Source organism: Echinicola sediminis (assembly GCF_054777495.1).
On record NZ_BAAHAP010000201.1, the window covers coordinates 1 to 2,679 of the forward strand.

Consider the following 2,679-nt stretch of genomic DNA (forward strand, 5'->3'; position numbering starts at 1 on the left):
ATGGTCTGGCTTTTTTTTCATAGCTTAAACTGTTAAAATTTACGATAAGGCTAATTTAGGAAGTTCCGGACAATCATGCCGGCTTCCTGCTTTAGCTGGATTCGTTCAACACAGCATATAGCTTATGACGGGTGAACGGCTGCCCGCAAGGGCTTCGCTTCATAGCGAACTTTGGTTTCAGTGGACAGGAAAGTGTTTCTAAACCACCACAAGGCATATGCAAACCGGTGCTATTTTAGGACGGCCAATGATTACACTAGAAAAAATTATAATATTTAACAGTTATGGCGGCGACATTGACCGACTTGCAAGAGGCGGACGTGACTACGAGAAAAAACTATTTGTCAATAACGACTGGTCTCTAATCGACAGTTTTTATCAAGACATTGAATTAATAAACAAAAGACTTTCGGCTCAGACATACACAAACCAAACAATTGCAAAACTCAAGGCCAACTGTGACGATGAAAGTTGGGACTGGTTTACAAATAGGATTGAATTTTACAAAGATTTTCAAAATGTTGCAGGAATATTAAAGGAAATCAAAACGCTCGTCACGAAAGACACAGACACTGTTTGGACTGGATTTGACAATGCTGATATGTTTTTAGACGAGCTAAATCAGGACATTGATAAAATTGAAAATTGCGACTGGCAGGCACTTGAAAAGGTACATGTTGAATTTTTGCCAACTTGTACTTATCACGAGCTATCAATGTCAAATGGCTGGAGCGACAAGTATCTTAAGATATCGACCGGCTTTGACAAAATATATGAACAGATGACCGAAGGAAAAACAGCCCATAACAGCGCCTTGCCAAAAGCGGGGCGTTCGTGGTGGAAGAAACTTTTCGGCTCCGAATAAACAATAATCGTAGCTTGACAGATGGTGCTTCTAAAACCCTGCCTTCGGCAAGCTGCGAACCGTTGCCAAACATTTAAAAAAGACACTTGCGACAAGTCATTAACATAATATCAGGATTCATATTTGGACTTGCACCATTGGCAGGAGCGGCAATTATTGGAATTGCCATTTATGCTTCACTTCCCAACACAACAGGAATAATAATACTTGGACTTTTAGGAGTGCTATCGATTTGGCTCGGACTGAAAATATTTAAGAGAGTACAAATTATAGGGCCTATCGAATTTATTACTGCGGTTCACGCTTTACCTGACCTTGACAACCTGGAACCGACAAAAGACAGCGCCACTAAAAGAAGAAGCCCTGAAGAAATTGTTCAACTCTTAAAAAATAATGACAACTTATTCCATGGTGGTAGCTTTCGAATTTTCGGTGATTGGTTTGGTAAACCTCATGACAACTATCACCAAATTATCTCTGCCAACTTTGAAGAAAGATTGAATAAACTGACCTTGAATTTCAAAGAAGGAGAGAAACTTGAGATTTATAACCCAAGACACATTTTTGAAGCTTCGACATTCCTGAAAATTGTTCAAGCAGACAGAATTAAGTTAACTTGGTTCTATTACGGTAACACAATGACCACAGAGAACCGGTACTTTCTAGACTACAAATTGATAGATAAAAAAATTATGACTGAAACAAATGTTGATTGGTACAAACCAATTTTTGACGTATCACTTGGAGCCCCTGTATTAATGATTTACGGATAGAAAAAGAAAAAAACGTTTGGCAACAACAAATATACATAATGCGAGGCTATGTGCTAAATTTGATGTTTAAAGCATTTAATAAACTGTGTGGTGGTTTGATAGTGAAGAGCCATGAAACACGCACTACGCATGTTTGAACCGTTGTGCAACATTTAAAAGAACCACAGGTATTCTTGAAATCGACTTAGATGAAATATGAAAATAATTGGCAAGACAAGTCTTTAGAAAATCTAGAAAAGGACTATTGGGACGAACCAAGACAAGAAAGTCATTTAGTCAAGACTTGTCACCAACTCAGAAAAAAGAAACTAAAAGATTTTGAAATCGAAGACTTGCGGATAATGATAGGTCAAAATATCGGACTAAAGTTTTTGATTCCTCTCGCTCTCGAGAAATTGAGACAGGACATACTTGCCGAAGGAGATTATTATGAAGGTGACCTACTAAAAGCTGTTTTGACTAGTGAAATAGAATTTTGGAATCTTGAGCCTAAGCTGACTAAAGAATTTGAAACAATAATCTTGGACAATAAGGAATTACTAAATGAACAAGAACCTGACTTACTTAAATCCTACGCCCAATGGAAAAAGAATTAATTGGAAAATGGATTTTTAAGGATAATAAGGTTATCGCTGATTCAAATTGTGAATTGATCGAGTCAATAATTAAATACGACTTAACCGAAATAGAAATTAGTGAAGATGGGTGGACAAAACGCTATCAACATACAAATGGGAGTATTTGGGAATTGACTTATCCTGAAAGTCATTTACAAGGTGGCGGCCCTCCAAAACTGACTAGAATAAAAGAATAAAAAACGAAAGCACAAATAATGGGAGCGTCAATTTTTCGAGTTTGCTGACCCGGGAGTTAGTCTTGTTCCACTTTGCCAATAACGCCGTCCATAATCAGCCACGAGGTGCGCGATGAATGCGACTGCAGCCCAGACAAAATCTCTTGAGTGGCTTAATCGCCTGCGTGCGAATCCGAAAATTCCATTGATTGTTGCCGGTTCCGCGGCAGTGGCGGTCATGGTCGCAC

Annotated in this window: 4 protein-coding genes; all 4 read left to right on the forward strand. The window is 38.5% G+C overall.

The features are described 5' to 3' along the window. Positions 1-217 precede the first annotated feature (217 nt). The 4 genes from ACYVAA_RS22630 to ACYVAA_RS22645 all read left to right on the forward strand — a co-directional run bounded on the left by ACYVAA_RS22630 (position 218) and on the right by ACYVAA_RS22645 (position 2,452). Positions 218-865, forward strand: a complete 648-nt coding sequence (locus ACYVAA_RS22630) for a hypothetical protein (protein ID WP_460546293.1) — start codon at positions 218-220, stop codon at positions 863-865. A gap of 86 nt (positions 866-951) precedes the next feature. Further along, entirely contained in the window at positions 952-1,638 is a 687-nt protein-coding gene (locus tag ACYVAA_RS22635) for a hypothetical protein (protein WP_460546295.1), read from the forward strand. A gap of 188 nt (positions 1,639-1,826) precedes the next feature. Beyond that, positions 1,827-2,234 carry a contact-dependent growth inhibition system immunity protein gene (locus ACYVAA_RS22640; protein WP_460546297.1) on the forward strand — a complete coding sequence of 136 codons (408 nt, stop codon included), beginning with the start codon at positions 1,827-1,829 and terminating at the stop codon, positions 2,232-2,234. Beyond that, entirely contained in the window at positions 2,219-2,452 is a 234-nt protein-coding gene (locus tag ACYVAA_RS22645) for an Imm27 family immunity protein (RefSeq protein WP_460546299.1), read from the forward strand. Before ACYVAA_RS22640 ends, ACYVAA_RS22645 begins: the two co-directional genes overlap by 16 nt. The last annotated feature ends 227 nt before the right edge of the window (positions 2,453-2,679 follow it).

Excerpts from the sequence above, each read along its gene's own strand:
- ACYVAA_RS22630 (WP_460546293.1), top strand. The coding sequence starts at position 218 with ATGCAAACCGGTGCTATTTTAGGACGGCCAATGATTACACTAGAAAAA.
- ACYVAA_RS22645 (WP_460546299.1), top strand. The coding sequence starts at position 2,219 with ATGGAAAAAGAATTAATTGGAAAATGGATTTTTAAGGATAATAAGGTT.
- ACYVAA_RS22640 (WP_460546297.1), top strand. The coding sequence starts at position 1,827 with ATGAAATATGAAAATAATTGGCAAGACAAGTCTTTAGAAAATCTAGAA.